This is a genomic window from Enterobacter sp. S-33, assembly GCF_028735835.1.
GTDB classification, from domain to species: domain Bacteria; phylum Pseudomonadota; class Gammaproteobacteria; order Enterobacterales; family Enterobacteriaceae; genus Enterobacter; species Enterobacter vonholyi.
In genome coordinates this window covers 4,268,589-4,285,445 of sequence record NZ_CP117838.1, presented here as the reverse complement: position 1 = coordinate 4,285,445, position 16,857 = coordinate 4,268,589, and the positions used below count along the sequence as shown (strand labels likewise).

The window sequence follows — 16,857 nt, the reverse complement described above, 5'->3', positions numbered from 1 at the left end:
ATGGTTAGATTAGAGAAGAACGATCCCTTAATGTTGGCACGCCAGCTACCATTAAAAACGGTTGCCCTGATCCTTGCGGGTGGGCGTGGTACCCGTCTGAAAGATTTGACCATCAAGCGCGCCAAACCGGCTGTTCACTTTGGTGGTAAGTTCCGCATCATCGACTTTGCGCTCTCCAACTGCCTGAACTCGGGCATTCGCCGCATCGGCGTCATTACGCAGTATCAGTCGCACACGCTGGTTCAGCATATCCAGCGCGGCTGGTCATTCTTCAGCGAAGAGATGAACGAGTTTGTCGATCTCCTTCCTGCTCAGCAGCGCGTTCACGGCGAGAACTGGTACCGCGGTACGGCGGATGCGGTGACCCAGAACCTCGACATTATTCGTCGCTATAACGCGGAATACATCGTGATCCTCGCCGGGGACCACATCTACAAGCAAGATTACTCCCACATGCTGATCGACCACGTCGAAAAAGGGGCGCGCTGCACCGTGGCGTGTCTGCCTGTGCCCGTTGCCGAAGCGACGGCGTTTGGCGTCATGCACGTGGATGCCGACGACAAAATTATCGACTTCGTTGAAAAACCGGCGAACCCGCCAACCATGCCGGGCGATGACACCAAATCGCTCGCCAGCATGGGGATCTATGTCTTTGACGCAGATTATCTTTATGAGCTGCTGGAAGAAGACGACAAAGACGAAAACTCCAGCCACGACTTCGGTAAAGACATCATTCCGAAAATCACGAAAGCTGGCATGGCGTATGCACATCCATTCCCGCTGTCCTGCGTACAGTCCGATCCGAATGCGGAACCCTACTGGCGCGATGTGGGTACGCTGGAAGCCTACTGGAAAGCGAACCTCGACCTGGCATCGGTCACGCCTGAACTGGATATGTACGACCAGAACTGGCCGATTCGTACCCATATGGAGTCGCTGCCGCCGGCCAAGTTCGTCCAGGACCGCTCCGGCAGCCACGGTATGACGCTGAACTCGCTGGTGTCCGGCGGGTGCATTATCTCCGGTTCGGTCGTGGTGCAGTCGGTGCTGTTCCCGCGCGTGCGGATAAATTCATTCTGTAATATCGATTCGGCAGTCTTGTTGCCGGATGTCTGGGTAGGGCGCTCGTGTCGTCTGCGTCGTTGCGTGATCGACCGTGCCTGCGTCATCCCTGAAGGGATGGTCATTGGGGAGAATGCGGAAGAAGACGCGCGTCGTTTCTACCGTTCGGAAGAGGGGATCGTGTTAGTCACACGGGAAATGTTGCGGAAGCTGCAAATCAAACAGGAGCGATGATGCAGGTTTTACACGTATGTTCTGAGATGTTCCCGTTATTAAAAACGGGCGGTCTGGCAGATGTGCTTGGCGCATTACCGGCGGCGCAAATCGCCGGAGGCGTGGATACCCGAGTCCTGCTGCCCGCCTTTCCGGATATCCGGCGCGGTATACCCGATGCAAAAGTGGTGACCCGCCGTGAAACGTTTGCCGGACGCATTACCCTACTGTTTGGACATTACAATGGCGTAGGGATTTACCTGATCGACGCGCCGCACTTATACGATCGACCGGGCAGCCCGTATCACGATACGAACCTGTTCGCCTACACCGACAACGTGCTGCGCTTTGCGCTGCTCGGCTGGGTTGGAGCAGAAATGGCGACGGGGCTGGATCCATTCTGGCGTCCGGATGTGGTGCACGCGCACGACTGGCACGCCGGGCTTGCCCCGGCGTATCTCGCCGCGCGCGGCCACCCGGCGAAATCGGTCTTTACCGTGCATAACCTGGCATATCAGGGGATGTACTACGCCCATCACATGAATGACATCGATCTGCCATGGTCGTTCTTTAACATGCACGGTCTGGAGTTTAACGGGCAGATCTCGTTCCTGAAGGCGGGGCTGTACTACGCCGATCACATCACGGCGGTGAGCCCAACCTACGCGCGTGAGATCACCCAGCCGGCGTTTGGCTATGGCATGGAAGGGTTGCTGCAGCAGCGCCATCGCGAAGGCCGCCTGTCGGGCATTCTGAACGGCGTGGATGAACAGATCTGGAGCCCGGAAACCGATCTCCTGCTGGCGGCGCGCTATGGCCGTGATTCCGTTGAAGACAAAGCGGAAAACAAACGCCAGCTGCAGATTGCGATGGGCCTGAAGGTTAACGATAAAGTGCCGCTGTTCGCCGTCGTGAGCCGCCTGACCAGCCAGAAAGGGCTGGATCTGGTGCTGGAGGCGCTGCCCGGTTTACTGGAGCAGGGCGGACAGCTGGCGCTGCTCGGCGCGGGCGACCCGGTGCTGCAGGAAGGTTTCCTTGCCGCCGCCGCGGAACACCCGGGACAGGTAGGCGTGCAGATTGGCTACCACGAGGCGTTCTCTCACCGAATTATGGGCGGCGCGGACGTCATTCTGGTGCCAAGCCGTTTCGAACCCTGCGGCCTGACGCAGCTTTATGGTCTGAAATACGGCACGCTGCCGCTGGTGCGCCGCACGGGCGGACTGGCGGATACCGTATCCGACAGCTCTCTGGAAAATCTGGCGGACGGTATCGCCAGCGGATTTGTCTTTGAGGACAGTAATGCCTGGTCGCTGCTTCGGGCGATTCGGCGTGCTTTCGTCTTGTGGTCCCGTCCATCACTCTGGCGTTACGTTCAGCGTCAGGCGATGTCCATGGACTTTAGCTGGCACGTCGCGGCGCAGTCATACCGCGATCTCTATCAACGCTTGATGTAACGAGGCGAAGTTACTGATATGAACGCTCCATTTAGCTACTCTTCACCCACGCTCAGCGTTGAGGCGTTAAAGCACTCCATCGCCTACAAGCTGATGTTCACCATCGGGAAAGATCCGGTTATTGCCAACAAGCACGAGTGGCTGAACGCCACCCTGTTTGCCGTGCGTGACCGCTTAGTTGAACGCTGGCTGCGCTCAAACCGCGCCCAGCTCTCGCAGGAGACGCGTCAGGTTTACTACCTGTCGATGGAATTTTTGATTGGCCGCACGCTGTCCAACGCGCTGCTGTCGCTCGGTATTTATGACGATGTCAAAACCGCACTCGAAGAGATGGGGTTAGATTTAGAAGAGCTGATCGACGAAGAGAACGACCCGGGCCTCGGCAACGGTGGTCTGGGGCGTCTCGCCGCCTGCTTCCTCGACTCGCTGGCGACGCTGGCGCTGCCTGGCCGCGGCTACGGTATTCGCTACGACTACGGTATGTTCAAACAGAACATCGTCGACGGGCGTCAGAAAGAGTCGCCGGACTACTGGCTGGAGTACGGCAACCCGTGGGAGTTCAAGCGCCACAACACGCGCTACAAGGTGCGCTTTGGCGGACGTATTCAGCAGGAAGGGAAAAAATCCCGCTGGGTGGAAACGGAAGAGATCCTGGCCGTGGCCTACGACCAGATTATCCCCGGCTACGATACCGACGCCACCAACACGCTGCGCCTGTGGAGCGCTCAGGCCAGTAGCGAAATCAACCTCGGGAAATTTAATCAGGGTGACTACTTCGCGGCGGTGGAGGATAAAAACCACTCCGAGAACGTGTCCCGCGTGCTGTACCCGGATGACTCGACCTACTCGGGTCGCGAGCTGCGCCTGCGTCAGGAGTATTTCCTCGTTTCGGCGACCATTCAGGACATCCTCAGCCGCCACCATCAGCTGCATAAAACCTACGCCAACCTGGCGGAGAAAACCGCGATCCACCTTAACGACACCCACCCGGTGCTCTCTATTCCGGAGCTGATGCGCCTGCTGATCGACGAGCATAAGTTCAGCTGGGATGACGCCTTTGAGGTGACCTGCCAGGTGTTCTCCTACACTAACCACACGCTGATGAGCGAAGCGCTGGAGACGTGGCCGGTGGACATGCTCGGCAAAATCCTGCCGCGCCACCTGCAGATTATCTTTGAGATCAACGACTACTTCCTCAAGACGCTGCAGGAGCAGTATCCGAACGATACCGGCCTGCTGAGCCGCGCGTCCATCATTGATGAGTCGAACGGTCGTCGCGTGCGTATGGCCTGGCTGGCGGTTGTCATCAGCCACAAGGTCAACGGCGTGTCCGAGCTCCACTCGAACCTGATGGTGCAGTCGCTGTTTGCGGACTTCGCGAAGATCTTCCCGACGCGGTTCTGCAACGTGACCAACGGCGTCACGCCGCGCCGCTGGCTGGCGCTGGCCAACCAGCCGCTCTCTGAGGTGCTGGACGAGAATATCGGCCGCACCTGGCGTACCGATTTGAGCCAGCTGAGCGAGCTGGAACAGCATATTGATTTCCCGACGGTGAACAAAGCCGTACGGGAAGCAAAGCTGCTGAACAAAAAGCGTCTGGCGGTCTGGCTGGCGATGCACCTCAACGTGGTCGCTAACCCGAAAGCGCTGTTCGACGTGCAGATCAAACGCATCCACGAATACAAGCGTCAGCTGATGAACGTGCTGCACGTGATCACCCATTACAACCGCATCAAGGCCGATCCAACGGCCGAATGGGTGCCGCGCGTGAAGATCTTCGCCGGTAAGGCGGCTTCCGCCTACTACATGGCGAAGCACATTATTCATCTCATCAACGACGTGGCGAAGGTGGTTAACCAGGATCCGGACATTGGCGACAAGCTGAAGGTGGTGTTCATTCCGAACTACAGCGTCAGCCTGGCGCAGCTGATCATCCCGGCGGCGGATCTCTCTGAACAGATTTCCACGGCGGGGACGGAGGCATCCGGCACCAGTAACATGAAGTTTGCCCTTAACGGCGCGCTGACCATCGGCACGCTTGACGGGGCGAACGTCGAGATGCTGGAGCACGTGGGCGAAGAGAATATCTTTATCTTCGGTAATACGACGGAAGAGGTGGAGGCGCTGCGCAGGAAAGGCTACTCGCCGCGTCAATATTACGAAGAGGATGAAGAGTTGCGTCAGGTGCTGACGCAGATCGCGACCGGCGTGTTTAGCCCGGATGAACCGAGCCGCTATCGCGATCTGGTGGATTCGCTGATTAACTTTGGCGATCACTACCAGGTGCTGGCGGATTATCGCAGCTACGTGGACTGTCAGGACAAGGTGGACGAACTTTATCGCCAACCGGAGAAGTGGACCAGCGCCGCGATGTACAACATCGCCAATATGGGCTATTTCTCGTCAGACAGGACCATCAAGGAGTATGCCGAGACGATCTGGCATATTGATCCGGTGAGGCTATAAAAGCAAAACGGCAACCTCGGTTGCCGTTTTTAGTGTTTGTTCCCTCTCCCTGTGGGAGAGGGGCAGGGTGAGGGCATCAGTCCGCACCGGTCGTATTACGACGCCAGCGACAGCTCACGCTTTCCCGCATGTTGCAGTAACCACTGCGCCACGCGAGACTGCTGCTCGGCGTTGAGCCACATCCCTTCTTTGGTACGGCGCCAGATAGCATCGTCCAGACGACGCACCCACTCGTGCTCAACCAGGTAACGCAGCTCGGCTTCGTACAGCTCGTGGCCGAAATGCTCGCCCAGATCCGCAATGTCCTTCGCATCGCCCAGAATCAGCTCGGTATTGCTGCCGTAGGTGCGGGCATAGTGGCGCGCCATTCCTTCGGTGATGAACGGGAACCGACGGCGCAGCTTCGCGGCGTAATCATCGCGGTTATCGCCGATATCACCGCCGGGCAATACCGCGCCCTTGGTCCATGCCGGGCCAATGCCTTTATAGTACGGCGCCAGTTTTTCCAGCGCGTGCTCGGCCAGCTTGCGGTAGGTAGTGAGCTTACCGCCAAAAACGGAAAGCAGCGGCGCCTGACCGTCAACGTCGTGAATATCGAGCGTATAGTCGCGGGTAATGGCCTGCGGTGAGTCAGATTCGTCATCGCACAGCGGACGCACGCCGGAGTAGGTCCAGACAACGTCGTCGCGCGACAGCTGTTTCTTAAAGTGCGCGTTATACACTTTGAGCAGGTAGTTCACTTCGCTCTCGTCGATCTCGACGTTTTTCGGATCGCCTTTGTACTCCACGTCGGTAGTACCGATGATCGAGAATTCGTCCATCCACGGGATCACAAACACGATGCGCTTGTCTTCGTTCTGCAGGATGTAAGCCTGCTTCTGGGTATGCACGCGCGGCACCACAATGTGGCTGCCCTTGATCAGGCGAATGCCGTATGGAGAAGGCAGATGCATGCCGTCGTCGAAGAACTGCTTCACCCACGGGCCGGTAGCGTTCACCAGGCCGCGCGCTTTCCAGCTGAATTTCTCGCCGGTATCAATGTCTTCCGCTTCTACAATCCACAGGCCATTTTCACGACGGGCAGCGGTTGCGCGGGTGCGGGTTTTCACCTCGCCACCTTTCTTCTCAACCATCTGCGCATTCGCCAGTACCAGGCGGGCATCGTCCACCCAGCAGTCGGAATATTCGAATCCGCGCACGATTTCCGGCTTAAGGACCGATTCTGAGCCAAAACGCAACCCTTTCGAACCCGGGAGGCTGGTGCGTTTCCCCAGATGATCGTACATAAACAGACCGATTCGGATCATCCACGCCGGACGCAGATGCGGGCGATGGGGCAGCCGGAAGCGCATCGGAATCGCCAGATGCGGGGCCATTTTCAGCAGCACTTCACGTTCGGCCAGTGCTTCACTGACCAGGCGGAATTCGTAGTGTTCCAGGTAGCGCAGGCCACCGTGAATCAGTTTGGAGCTGGCGGACGACGTCGCGCAGGCGAGATCGTTAGCTTCCAGCATCAGTACGGACAAACCGCGTCCTGCGGCATCGACCGCAATACCGGCACCGTTGATGCCACCGCCTATCACAATCAGATCTTTGGTTTCCATAACACCCTCATGCACTTTCGTTAAAGCTCAGAAATGTTCGATATCGCTCATAATAGCAAAGGAACGCGCTTTTGGTAACATCAAAAAAACAATTTAGAGTGATACGGATAACATAATGGCGTTTACCCGCCGCCAGGACGTACACTACGGGGTAAAATCTTGTCGTTGACCACTGTAAAGAGAATTCCATGGATCAGTTTGAATGTATTAACGTAGAAGAAGCCCACCAGAAGATGCACCAAGGAAAAGCGGTGCTGGTGGACATCCGCGATCCGCAGAGTTTTGCGATGGGCCATACGCCGGGCGCGTTCCATCTCACCAACGACACGCTGGGCGCGTTTATGCGCGATAACGACTTCGACACGCCGGTGATGGTCATGTGCTACCACGGCAACAGCAGCAAAGGCGCGGCGCAGTATCTGCTTCAGCAGGGTTACGACGCGGTTTACAGCGTCGACGGCGGTTTCGATGCCTGGCATCGTCATTTCCCGGCGGAAGTGGAATACGCTTTTGAGCGCTGATCCCGCTATACTGTCCCCTTTTGTGTGGAAATAAGCGACCGCTGCCCATGTTGATGATCACCTCTTTTACTAACCCGCGCGTCGCCCAGGCGTTTGTCGACTATATGGCGACGCAGGGTGTTATTCTGACTATTCAACAACATACGCAGACCGACGTCTGGCTGGCCGATGAAAGCCAGGCCGGACGGGTAAACGAGGAGCTGGCGCGTTTTCTTGAGAACCCTGGCGACCCGCGCTATCTGGCAGCCAGCTGGCAGTCCGGCCAGACCGGCAGCGGATTGCACTACAGCCGCTTTCCTTTCCTCGCCACCATTCGCGAGCGCGCGGGCCCGTTTACGCTGCTGCTGATGGCGGCCTGCATCATCGTCTTCATTATCATGAACGTGGTCGGCGACCAGAGCGTAATGATCGCCCTGGCGTGGCCCTATGACCCGTCTCTTGAGTTTGACGTCTGGCGCTACTTTAGCCACGCGCTGATGCATTTCTCGGTGATGCATATCCTCTTTAACCTGCTCTGGTGGTGGTATCTCGGCGGTGCCGTTGAAAAGCGTCTGGGCAGCGGCAAGCTGATCGTTATCACCATCATCAGCGCCCTGTTAAGCGGCTACGTGCAGCACAAGTTCAGCGGGCCATGGTTCGGCGGGCTGTCGGGTGTCGTATATGCCCTGATGGGCTACGTCTGGCTTCGCGGGGAGCGCGATCCGGAAAGCGGCATCTATCTGCAACGCGGATTAATAACCTTTGCGTTAATATGGCTAATTGCCGGGTGGTTTGATCTGTTTGGTATGTCTATCGCCAACGGAGCGCACGTCGCCGGGCTGGCCGTGGGGCTGGCGATGGCCTTTGCCGACACGCTCCATGCGCGAAAACGAACATAATTCTCAGGGATAATTGATGAAACAAACACAACGTCATGACGCCATTATCGAACTGGTAAAAAAACAGGGATACGTCAGCACCGAAGAGCTGGTGGAGCAGTTTGCCGTCAGCCCACAAACCATCCGTCGTGACCTGAACGATCTGGCCGATCAGAACCGCATCCTTCGCCACCACGGCGGCGCGGCGCTGCCGTCCAGCTCGGTCAACACCTCCTGGCATGACCGTAAAGCCACGCAGACGGCAGAGAAAGAGCGCATCGCCCGCAAGGTCGCCAGCCAGATCCCGAACGGCGCGACGCTGTTTATTGATATCGGCACCACGCCGGAAGCGGTCGCCCATGCGCTGCTGGATCACGAGAACCTGCGCGTGGTCACCAACAACCTGAACGTGGCCAATACCCTGATGCAGAAAGACGACTTCCGCATCATCCTCGCGGGCGGCGAGCTGCGCAGCCGCGACGGCGGGATTATCGGCGAAGCGACCCTCGACTTTATCTCGCAGTTCCGTCTCGACTTCGGCATTCTGGGGATCAGCGGTATCGACAGCGACGGCTCGCTGCTGGAGTTTGATTACCACGAGGTGCGCACCAAGCGCGCGATTATTGAAAATTCACGCCACGTGATGCTGGTGGTGGACCATTCGAAGTTTGGCCGAAATGCGATGGTGAACATGGGCAGCATTAGCATGGTGGATGCGGTCTATACCGACGTGATGCCGCCGGCGGGCGTGATGCAGGTAATTAAAGATAATAATTTGCAGTTAGAGTTGTGTTGAAAAGCCGTTCTCCCTCTCCCTGTGGGAGAGGGCCGGGGTGAGGGCGTCAGGCCTTACAAACCTAAACGCCGTATCCCATCATCTTCAACAGCTGCTGCGCATGCTGTACCGCATCCTGACGATGCGCCACGCCCAGCTTCTGGTACAGATTGCGGATATGCGTTTTGATGGTGGTCGCCGCCACCGCAAGCTCACCGGCAATCTGCTCGTTGCTGTAGCCTGAATAAATCAGCCCCAGAACCTGCCATTCGCGCTGGGTGAGCGGGCTGGTGCGGATAAGTTCCGGCACTTCCGGGTGGTTCAGCAGACGTTCAACAAAGTTCTCATCGAAATGCGCGAACTTGTGCCGATGATGCTGGTTAATCTCGCGCAGAATGCGCTGGGCGCGATGCTGATCCAGTTCCGGCAGCGTGTTGAGCTGAATCAGCTGGCGCAGCTGCTGCGCCATCACTTCCCCTTCAATTACAAAGTGGCTGATAAACCCGGTGCGGTTTGCCAGCTGCAGCGCCTCCAGCAGCACGCGCTGGGCTTCGTTTTTACGACCCGCCTGCCAGTAAAGCTGGTTTTGCAGCAGCAGGTTGCGGTTCAGGTCGCTCATCAGGCGCAGGCTGCGCGCGTTCTCGTTCAGCTCCTCCAGCACAATCTCAGCGGGCTCTAATTCACCGAGCAGGATCTGCGCGCGGGCAATGTTGCGCCACTGGCTCTGCAGGAAGTGGTTGTTGGCAAATTCCGGTTTTGGCGTCTGGCGCAGCCAGTTGGCGGCGGATTTTTTATCGCCGGTCATCTGCCAGTAAATCACCCGGACCTTGTCGGCGTTTGACACCCAGTCGCTATGATACTGGCCGTTGCCGAGCAGGTTTTCCAGGCGGTTAAGATGGTTGCGGGCGTTGTCGAGATCGCCGCGCGCCAGCGAGCACTGCACCAGCAGCGCCAGGCACTGCAGCTGCTGCTGAGGCTGGAAGCTGGAAAGAACATCCACACCCTGACGGGCGCAGCTTTCCGCTTCATCCAGACGCGACCATGCCCACAGCAGCTGGGCGCGAATACGCAACAGGAACTCGTGCATCGGCAGCTGTTCCAGATGCTGTTCACGAATCAGCTGGAACGCTTTTTCCTGGTTTTCCCAGGCAGCCTGCAGGAACCCCTGCGCGAATAAAATCTCGCTCTGTTGGATCAGGCTCCACAGCGCGTAATGCCAGACATCATGACGACGCGCCATCTGTTCGGTTTGCTGCATCAGTGAAAGCGAACGCGTGAGGTCGCCTTTGCAGTGCAGCACTTCGCCGTGCACGGAGGTCGCCACGATGCGGCTGTAGAAGTTGGCCAGCGGCAGTTCATCCAGCGCGACCATCGCCAGCCGTTCAGCTTCGTCCGGGTCGCCATCGTTAATCGCCACCTGAGCGCGCAGCGCGTTGAACTCGCCGTGCAGGGTGGTATCCATTTCGCTTTCCATCTCCTGCTCGGCGCGCGCCAGCAGGGTGTTCACTTCGCTGTAGCGATGCTGGCTCTGCATCAGCCAGGCCTGCAGCAGCACCAGACGCGGATTCTCAAGCAGGCTTTCCCACGGCAGGGCTTTGAGGGATTCTTCCAGCAGCGTCAGCTCGCTGTGGTTAAACAGGCCCCACGCATGATTGAGGAGGATATCGCGCAGCATGCTGGCATCACCGGCGGCCAGCGCGTGGTGGATGGCTTCGCTTGGGAAGCCTTGCGCCATCCAGCTTTCGGCAGCGGCGCGGTGGATCTCCGGCAGTTCAACCGCCAGCTCCCACTGACAGCGCTGGCGCAGGAAGCTGCCAAACAGCGGATGATAGCTAAACCACTCCCCCGGATCGTCCATGCGCGTCAGGAAAAGGCCTTGACGTTCAATCTCTTCGAGCTGCAGCTGGCCGTTTTCACAGCCCGTCACCCGCACGATGAGCGCATCGTTCATGGAGCGCAGCAGAGAGCTTTTCAGCAGGAAATTACGCGTTGAGGGATCGACGCTGTCCAGCACCTCATCCACGAGATAGTCAGAAAGGTGGCTGGCGTTGATGCCCGCCAGGCGCCGCGCAGACTGATGTGCCGGACTGTTATTTTGCCGGGCTGAGAGGGCAATCAGCTGCAGCGCCGTTGCCCAGCCGGCAACGTCATCACACAGGCGGCTGCTTTCGGCGGCCTCAATCGGTGAGTTCAGGCGGCAGTCAAAGAACTGTTTCGCTTCCTGGTGGGTAAAGGCCAGCTGCTGGCTGCCCACTTCCAGGAGCTGATCGCGCACGCGCAGGTTGGCAATACCCAGCTGCGGCAGGTTGCGTGACAGCACGACTAAGGTCAGGTTTTCCGGCTGATGGCGCAGGAAGAAACGCATCGATTCATGAATTACCGGGTTAGTGATGAGATGGTAATCATCAATCACCACGTAAAGCGGGCGATGCCATTCGGCCAGTTCGATAAACAGCTGAGAGAAAAGGGAGGACAGGCTTGCGTACTGGCGCTTTTGCACCATCACCTCACTGGCGACACAGTGTCCATGGGTTGCTTGCTGTATGGCGGCAATCAGATAGCTGGCAAAACGCTCCTGCTGGTTATCGCCCTCGTCGAGAGAGTACCAGCCAAGATCGCTCTTACCCGCGGCCCATTGCGAAATGAGCGTTGTTTTTCCATAACCTGCAGGGCTCGTAACCAGCGCCAGTCGGAAATTATGCGCGCCGGAAAGTTTAGCCAACAGACGCTCGCGGACCACTGTATGGTCAAGGCGAACCGGGCGACTTAATTTAGACGGAATCAACATAGGTTTCACTTCACTGTGGGGAACGAGAGATTTTATTTTTTTTGCGCTTCGTAATTAATGGATATAAGGTCGGCCAATAAGTTAACTATTGCAAGTTATGTCTGGATTTGGTGGCTGTGAATTTGCACTCTGTCACAAAACATTCAGGCAGAGGAGGGAACTTTCTGAAAAGGTCTTTGATGCCCCGTCAATGCTGGCTTGTATGGCTGTGCTGCGGCTGCGCTGAAACTGGTTTCAGAAAGGGATAGTGACGTCGAATTTAATATACTTCTGGTAAAGTTAAGGGAGATTAATAATCTCCTTAGCGATTTCCCGATTGCCGAAATATTATTCTACGTAAGTAATTATTTCGGCGGGGTTTAATTTCACCCGAAACCGCATTTCATTTCTTTGACATTCTCCTCGGTTACTTTTTTATCTTCCGGGCACACTCGAACTATGCTCTGAGAGTGGCCTCGATCACACTTTTATGCTCATCCCCGTTACTCCTCCCTGTCTAATCCCCCACAGGAGGAGGAAGAGGGGAAATGAGCCAGGCACACTAGCGCCAACTTGTGTTTTCTTTCTAAAGGATGCCGATCCCCTATGTCACAGCCTACTTTCAACAAAGCTCAATTCCAGGCTGCCCTGACGCGTCAGTGGCAGCGTTTTGGCCTTCATGCTGCAAACGAAATGACGCCTCACCAGTGGTGGCAGGCAGTGAGCGGTGCGCTCGCAGAGCAGCTGGATGCTCAGCCCCTGGCAAAACCGGTAAAAGGCCAGCGCCATGTAAACTACATTTCAATGGAATTCCTGATTGGCCGTCTGACGGGCAACAACCTGTTGAACCTTGGCTGGTATCAGGAGGTCGGTGACGTCCTCAAAGAACACGACATTAACCTGACCGACCTGCTGGAAGAAGAGATTGACCCGGCGCTGGGCAACGGCGGCCTGGGACGCCTGGCGGCCTGCTTCCTGGACTCCATGGCGACCGTCGGCCAGTCCGCGATTGGCTATGGTCTGAACTATCAGTACGGCCTGTTCCGTCAGTCGTTTGCCGACGGGCATCAGATGGAAGCGCCGGACGACTGGCATCGCAATACCTATCCGTGGTTCCGCCACAACGCGCAGCTGGACGTACAGGTTGGCATTGGCGGGAAAGTGACAAAGCAGGGTCTCTGGGAACCGGCGTTCACCATCACCGGCGAAGCCTGGGATCTGCCGGTGCTTGGCTACCGTAACGGCGTGGCGCAGCCGCTGCGTCTGTGGCAGGCGAAGCACGCGCATCCGTTTAACCTGACCAAATTCAACGACGGCGATTTCCTGCGCGCCGAGCAGCAGGGCATCGACGCCGAGAAGCTGACCAAAGTCCTCTATCCGAACGACAACCACCTGGCCGGTAAAAAGCTGCGCCTGATGCAGCAGTACTTCCAGTGCGCCTGCTCCGTGGCGGACATTCTGCGTCGCCATCACCTGGCGGGCCGCAAGCTGGCGCAGCTGCCGGACTTTGAAGTGATTCAGCTCAACGACACGCACCCGACCATTGCCATCCCGGAGCTGCTGCGCGTGCTGATCGACGAGCACCAGCTGAGCTGGGATGACGCCTGGGCCATCACCAGCCGTACCTTTGCCTACACCAACCACACCCTGATGCCAGAAGCGCTTGAGTGCTGGGATGAGAAGCTGGTGAAAACGCTGCTGCCGCGCCACATGCAGATCATCAACAAAATTAACGACCAGTTTAAAAAGCTCGTGGATAAAACCTGGCCGGGCAACAAGTCGGTCTGGGCGAAGCTGGCGGTGGTTCACGATAAGCAGGTGCGCATGGCGAATATGTGCGTGGTCAGCGGCTTTGCGGTGAACGGCGTGGCGGCGCTGCACTCGGATCTGGTGGTCAAAGATCTCTTCCCGGAATACCACCAGCTGTGGCCAACCAAATTCCACAACGTGACCAACGGCATCACGCCGCGTCGCTGGATCAAGCAGTGCAACCCGCTGCTGGCCGGCCTGCTGGATAAGACCCTGAAGAAAGAGTGGGCCAACGATCTGGACCAGCTCATCAACCTGGAAAAATACGCTGACGACGCGAAATTCCGCGAGCAGTACCGGGCGATCAAGCTTGAGAACAAGGTTCGCCTGGCGGAGTTTGTGAAAGTGCGTACCGGGATTGAGATCAACCCGAACGCCATATTCGATATCCAGATCAAACGTCTGCACGAGTACAAACGCCAGCATCTGAACCTGCTGCACATTCTGGCGCTGTACAAAGAGATCCGCGAGAACCCGCAGGCCGACCGCGTGCCGCGCGTGTTCCTGTTCGGTGCGAAAGCGGCGCCGGGCTACTACCTGGCGAAAAACATTATCCTCGCCATCAATAAAGTGGCGGCGGCGATCAACAGCGATCCGAAAGTGGGCGACAAGCTGAAGGTAGTGTTCCTGCCGGACTACTGCGTCTCGGCGGCGGAAATGCTGATCCCGGCGGCGGATATCTCCGAGCAGATCTCAACCGCAGGAAAAGAAGCCTCCGGTACCGGCAACATGAAGCTGGCGCTGAACGGCGCGCTGACCGTCGGCACGCTCGACGGGGCGAACGTCGAAATCGCCGAGAAGGTGGGCGAAGATAACATCTTTATCTTCGGCCATACCGTGGAAGAGGTGAAAGCCATCAAGGCCAAAGGCTATGACCCGGTGAAATGGCGTAAGAAAGACAAAGTCCTCGATGCGGTGCTGAAGGAGCTGGAGAGCGGTAAATACAGCGACGGCGATAAGCACGCGTTTGACCAGATGCTGCACAGCATGGACAAACACGGCGGTGACCCGTATCTGGTAATGGCGGACTTCACGGCCTACGTTGAAGCGCAAAGGCAGGTCGACGTGCTGTATCGCGACCAGGAAGCGTGGACCCGCGCGTGCATCCTGAATACCGCCCGCTGCGGTATGTTCAGCTCTGACCGCTCAATCCGTGATTATCAGGCCCGTATCTGGCAGGCAAAACGCTAAGGAAGCGCGATGGAGAGTAAACGTCTGGACAATGCCGCGCAGGCGGCGGGAATTAGCCTCAGTTACATTAATGCTCACGGCAAACCGCAGTCTATTGGTGCGGACACCAAAAGACGTTTGCTGGATGCCATGCACAAAACCGACGCGAAAGCGTCGGCTGCGCCGGTGCCGAACGTGAAGGTATTCACCGCAGGCAAAAAGATGCCGCTGGCGGTGGAGGGGCGCGGCGAGTTTAGCTGGCTTCTTACCACCGAAGAGGGGCATCAGCATAAAGGTCACGCCACCGGCGGCAAAACGTTAAACCTTCCGGCAAAGCTGCCGGAGGGGTATCACACCTTAACGCTCACCCAGGACGATCTGCGTTTCCACTGCCGGGTGATCGTCGCGCCAAAACGCTGCTACGAGCCGCAGGCGCTGCTTGAAGGCAAAAAGCTGTGGGGCGCCTGCGTGCAGCTCTACACTCTGCGTTCCGACAGCAACTGGGGCATCGGTGATTTTGGCGATCTGAAAAAGATGCTGGCATCCGTGGGCGAGCGCGGCGGCGCGTTTATCGGTCTCAACCCGATCCACGCGCTCTATCCGGCCAACCCGGAGAGCGCCAGCCCGTATAGTCCGTCGTCCCGTCGCTGGCTGAACGTTATTTATATCGACGTTAACGCCTTAGATGATTTCAAAAACAGCCAGGAGGCGCAGGCGTGGTGGAAACTCAGCACCACACAGCAGGCGCTGAAGCAGGCGCGCGAAGCTGACTGGGTGGACTATTCCACCGTCACGGCGCTGAAAATGGCCGCGCTGCGCCTGGCGTGGAAAGGCTTTTCGCAGCGCGATGACGAGCAGATGGCCGCGTTCCGCCAGTTTGTGACGCAGGAGGGCGAGAGCCTGTACTGGCAGGCGGCGTTCGATGCGCTGCACGCATATCAGGTAAAAGAGGACGAAATGCGCTGGGGCTGGCCGGTCTGGCCCGAAGCGTATCAGAGCGTCGACACGCCTGAAGTGAAAGCGTTCTGTAAAAAAAATGCCGATGAAGTGGACTTCTACCTGTGGCTGCAGTGGCTGGCTTATAGCCAGTTTGCCGCCTGCTGGCAGGTGAGCCAGGGCTATAAAATGCCGATTGGCCTGTACCGCGATCTGGCCGTGGGCGTGGCGGAAGGCGGCGCGGAAACCTGGTGTGACCGTGAGCTTTACTGTCTGAAAGCCTCCGTCGGCGCGCCGCCGGATATCCTTGGCCCGCTGGGCCAGAACTGGGGATTGCCGCCTATGGATCCGCACGTCATGGCGGAGCGCGCTTACGAGCCGTTTATCGACCTGCTGCGCGCTAACATGCAGAACTGCGGCGCGCTGCGTATTGACCACGTAATGTCCGTGCTGCGTCTGTGGTGGATCCCGTACGGTGAAACAGCCGATCACGGGGCGTATGTGCAGTATCCGGTTGACGATCTGCTGTCGATCCTGGCCCTGGAAAGCAAGCGCCATCAGTGCATGGTGATCGGTGAAGATCTCGGTACCGTGCCGGTGGAAATTGTCAGCAAGCTCCGCGACAGCGGCGTCTATTCCTATAAAGTGCTCTATTTTGAAAACGACCATGAGAAAACCTTCCGCGCGCCGCAAGCGTACCCTGAACAGTCAATGGCAGTCGCGACGACGCATGACCTTCCTACGCTTCGTGGCTATTGGGAAAGCGGCGATCTGACGCTCGGCAAAACGCTGGGCCTGTATCCTGATGAGGAGGTGTTACGCGGCCTGTATCAGGATCGCGAGCTTTCCAAACAGGGGCTACTGGATGCTCTGCACAAGCAGGGCTGTCTGCCGAAACGTGCGGGACATAAAGCGTCATTGATGTCGATGACCGCGACCCTCAATCGCGGTTTGCAGCGCTATATTGCCGACAGCAACAGCGCGCTGCTGGGGCTGCAGCCGGAAGACTGGATTGATATGGCTGAGCCGGTGAACATCCCGGGCACCAGCTATCAGTACAAGAACTGGCGTCGCAAGCTGTCCACCACGCTTGAGGCGATGTTTGCCGATGATGGGGTGAACAGGCTGATCAAGGATTTGGATAAGCGGCGAAAAGCTGCTGGTAAGAAGTAATAAAAAACCCGCCAGTGGCGGGTTTTTTATTATCAGGCAGTGCTCATGCA

The 16,857-nt window shown here is 57.6% G+C and carries 10 protein-coding genes; 8 read left to right on the top strand and 2 right to left on the bottom strand.

Annotation, left to right across the window (positions count from 1 at the left end; genetic code table 11):
• Genes glgC through glgP form a run of 3 tightly spaced genes read left to right on the top strand, consistent with a single transcriptional unit; the run spans position 1 to position 5,195 of the window.
• Positions 1-1,296 (top strand): glucose-1-phosphate adenylyltransferase, encoded by a 1,296-nt coding sequence (gene glgC, locus PUP35_RS20410; RefSeq protein ID WP_008503066.1) that lies wholly within the window; start codon positions 1-3, stop codon positions 1,294-1,296.
• Positions 1,296-2,729, top strand: coding sequence for a glycogen synthase GlgA (gene glgA / locus PUP35_RS20405; protein WP_008503065.1), 1,434 nt, complete (start codon positions 1,296-1,298; stop codon positions 2,727-2,729). Before glgC ends, glgA begins: the two co-directional genes overlap by 1 nt.
• A gap of 18 nt (positions 2,730-2,747) precedes the next feature.
• On the top strand, positions 2,748-5,195 hold the full coding sequence (glgP, locus tag PUP35_RS20400; RefSeq protein WP_008503064.1) for a glycogen phosphorylase: 2,448 nt from the start codon (positions 2,748-2,750) through the stop codon (positions 5,193-5,195).
• Positions 5,196-5,290: 95 nt separating this feature from the next.
• Here the strand turns inward: glgP and glpD are convergent, their stop codons facing one another.
• The gene (glpD, locus tag PUP35_RS20395) at positions 5,291-6,799 is read right to left on the bottom strand and encodes a glycerol-3-phosphate dehydrogenase (protein WP_115876842.1); all 1,509 of its coding nucleotides are present in this window, start codon (positions 6,797-6,799) and stop codon (positions 5,291-5,293) included.
• Positions 6,800-6,987: 188 nt separating this feature from the next.
• Between glpD and glpE the strand changes: the two genes are divergently transcribed.
• From glpE to PUP35_RS20380, 3 genes are read left to right on the top strand one after another with little or no spacing between them, the layout of a single operon-like run.
• A complete protein-coding gene (glpE, locus tag PUP35_RS20390) occupies positions 6,988-7,320 on the top strand; it encodes a thiosulfate sulfurtransferase GlpE (RefSeq protein ID WP_008503062.1) in 333 nt (110 codons plus the stop codon).
• 47 nt (positions 7,321-7,367) lie between these two features.
• The gene (gene glpG, locus PUP35_RS20385; protein WP_028015659.1) at positions 7,368-8,198 is read left to right on the top strand and encodes a rhomboid family intramembrane serine protease GlpG; all 831 of its coding nucleotides are present in this window, start codon (positions 7,368-7,370) and stop codon (positions 8,196-8,198) included.
• Positions 8,199-8,214: 16 nt separating this feature from the next.
• Positions 8,215-8,973 (top strand): DeoR/GlpR family transcriptional regulator, encoded by a 759-nt coding sequence (locus tag PUP35_RS20380; protein ID WP_008503060.1) that lies wholly within the window; start codon positions 8,215-8,217, stop codon positions 8,971-8,973.
• 61 nt (positions 8,974-9,034) lie between these two features.
• Here the strand turns inward: PUP35_RS20380 and malT are convergent, their stop codons facing one another.
• Complete coding sequence (gene malT / locus PUP35_RS20375) at positions 9,035-11,740, bottom strand: HTH-type transcriptional regulator MalT (RefSeq protein WP_127732510.1); 2,706 nt, start codon at positions 11,738-11,740, stop codon at positions 9,035-9,037.
• Positions 11,741-12,325: 585 nt separating this feature from the next.
• Between malT and malP the strand changes: the two genes are divergently transcribed.
• Positions 12,326-14,719 carry a maltodextrin phosphorylase gene (malP, locus tag PUP35_RS20370; protein ID WP_274241129.1) on the top strand — a complete coding sequence of 798 codons (2,394 nt, stop codon included), beginning with the start codon at positions 12,326-12,328 and terminating at the stop codon, positions 14,717-14,719.
• A gap of 9 nt (positions 14,720-14,728) precedes the next feature.
• Positions 14,729-16,807, top strand: a complete 2,079-nt coding sequence (gene malQ / locus PUP35_RS20365) for a 4-alpha-glucanotransferase (protein ID WP_274241128.1) — start codon at positions 14,729-14,731, stop codon at positions 16,805-16,807.
• Positions 16,808-16,857: the final 50 nt, after the last annotated feature.

What these genes read in the sequence shown, in the direction of transcription:
- glpG (WP_028015659.1), top strand. Translation starts at nt 7,368, where the DNA reads ATGTTGATGATCACCTCTTTTACTAACCCGCGCGTCGCCCAGGCGTTT.
- glpD (WP_115876842.1), bottom strand. Translation starts at nt 6,799, where the DNA reads ATGGAAACCAAAGATCTGATTGTGATAGGCGGTGGCATCAACGGTGCC.
- PUP35_RS20380 (WP_008503060.1), top strand. Translation starts at nt 8,215, where the DNA reads ATGAAACAAACACAACGTCATGACGCCATTATCGAACTGGTAAAAAAA.
- malQ (WP_274241128.1), top strand. Translation starts at nt 14,729, where the DNA reads ATGGAGAGTAAACGTCTGGACAATGCCGCGCAGGCGGCGGGAATTAGC.
- glgC (WP_008503066.1), top strand. Translation starts at nt 1, where the DNA reads ATGGTTAGATTAGAGAAGAACGATCCCTTAATGTTGGCACGCCAGCTA.
- glgA (WP_008503065.1), top strand. Translation starts at nt 1,296, where the DNA reads ATGCAGGTTTTACACGTATGTTCTGAGATGTTCCCGTTATTAAAAACG.
- glgP (WP_008503064.1), top strand. Translation starts at nt 2,748, where the DNA reads ATGAACGCTCCATTTAGCTACTCTTCACCCACGCTCAGCGTTGAGGCG.
- glpE (WP_008503062.1), top strand. Translation starts at nt 6,988, where the DNA reads ATGGATCAGTTTGAATGTATTAACGTAGAAGAAGCCCACCAGAAGATG.
- malT (WP_127732510.1), bottom strand. Translation starts at nt 11,740, where the DNA reads ATGTTGATTCCGTCTAAATTAAGTCGCCCGGTTCGCCTTGACCATACA.
- malP (WP_274241129.1), top strand. Translation starts at nt 12,326, where the DNA reads ATGTCACAGCCTACTTTCAACAAAGCTCAATTCCAGGCTGCCCTGACG.